2 protein-coding genes are annotated in these 1,302 nt (G+C 46.9%); both read right to left on the bottom strand.

The window, feature by feature from the left end; genetic code table 11:
• Positions 1 to 314 (bottom strand): type IX secretion system membrane protein PorP/SprF (locus B5X76_RS21550; RefSeq protein WP_139375451.1); only part of this gene is annotated, 314 nt, incomplete at its 3' end.
• Positions 315 to 348: 34 nt separating this feature from the next.
• Positions 349 to 1,302, bottom strand: a 954-nt coding sequence (locus tag B5X76_RS21545; RefSeq protein ID WP_139375450.1) for a T9SS type B sorting domain-containing protein, incomplete at its 5' end; no start/stop codon positions are given.

The raw sequence follows: 1,302 nt of genomic DNA, 5'->3' as shown, positions 1-1,302 counted from the left end.
TTAGAGGCAAAGGCCGTCACTTCATTTTCTTTGACCACCCCTAGCGAAGCATGTTTGATATCGCCTCCTACCGCCAATCCCAACTTGGAGACCATACCGTGTCCCGAAGCCCATAGTGACCGGGGAGCTCCATCCACACCCGCCCATTGTGTACGACCCAGCATCGCAAAGCTACCGCGCTCGTCCATGGTACTCAGCGAAGAGTTGAACGAATTGCGCAACTGCCCAAACTGGTTGTAACTTACCCCATGCTGTGCCCTACTGCACAAAGGCAGTAGGATCAACAGGCTCATAATTATGTTTAGTTTTTTCATTGTTATAATGTTGTGAAGGTGATGGTAGTGATACTTATCTCTTAATCACAAAAAATCCTTTTTCACGCTTCCAGGTATTACCATCTTTTACATCGATGTAATAATAATACGTGCCGTCACGGTGATCGTTTCCAAAGAATACACGATCTCTATTATTATAGCTTTCAATCTCGGCCAGCACAACACCATTTTTATCAAAGATGGTCACCTTGTTATCGCCATAATCGCGGATACCTTCGATCATCAGGAACTCGTTGATACCATCTCCATTTGGAGATACAGCCTGATGTACGATAATAGGCAACTTGGCAGATGCATCGTTTTCAATACGTACCGATACTGTCACCGGACTTGCCGCTTCATAATTTTCATTACCTCCTTGTACCGCTGTGATACGTACCGTACCCAAACGCAACACGTTCAGATCAGTACCCGATACTGTAGCCACCATAGGATCGTCTAGGCTTAATATCACAGGAAGACCGCTGCTGCTCTGCACATCCAGGGCAACTTTGCCCGCATCTCGACCCAATACCCCCGGTACGGTAAAACTAATTGTCTGTGTCGCCTTAAGAATCGTCAAGGTAGCAGTTAGTGTCAGCGGTAGGTAGTTGCCTCCCGAAATCACTGCCGTAACGGTTGTTGTACCTGCATTAACCTGTCCATTTCCTGTGTAGCTCACCGTTGTACCTTGCGGTAGCGTGCCTTTTATAGCCAGTGATTTGGCCGTTCCATCATAGGTAAAACTTTTTCCTTCAAGCGAAATACCTGTTATCAAAGCTGTCTTCACTTCTAGATTAAATGCCGGCAAGCTTACGGCAGCAGTACCATCAGATACCGAAATCAGGATCCCTACCGTCGTACCCACATCCGCATTACGAGGTGTACCGGTCAATGCCCCGGTAGTTGTATTGAATGTTGCCCAAGTAGGCTTGTTCGTGATACTAAAGGTCAATACATCGCCGGCATCGATATCCGTAGCTGTAGG

It is taken from the genome of Sphingobacterium nematocida, from assembly GCF_900168125.1.
Taxonomy (GTDB): Bacteria; Bacteroidota; Bacteroidia; order Sphingobacteriales; family Sphingobacteriaceae; genus Sphingobacterium; species Sphingobacterium nematocida.
Note: the sequence above shows the minus strand (reverse complement) of the source record. Positions and strands in the feature narration are given on the sequence as shown.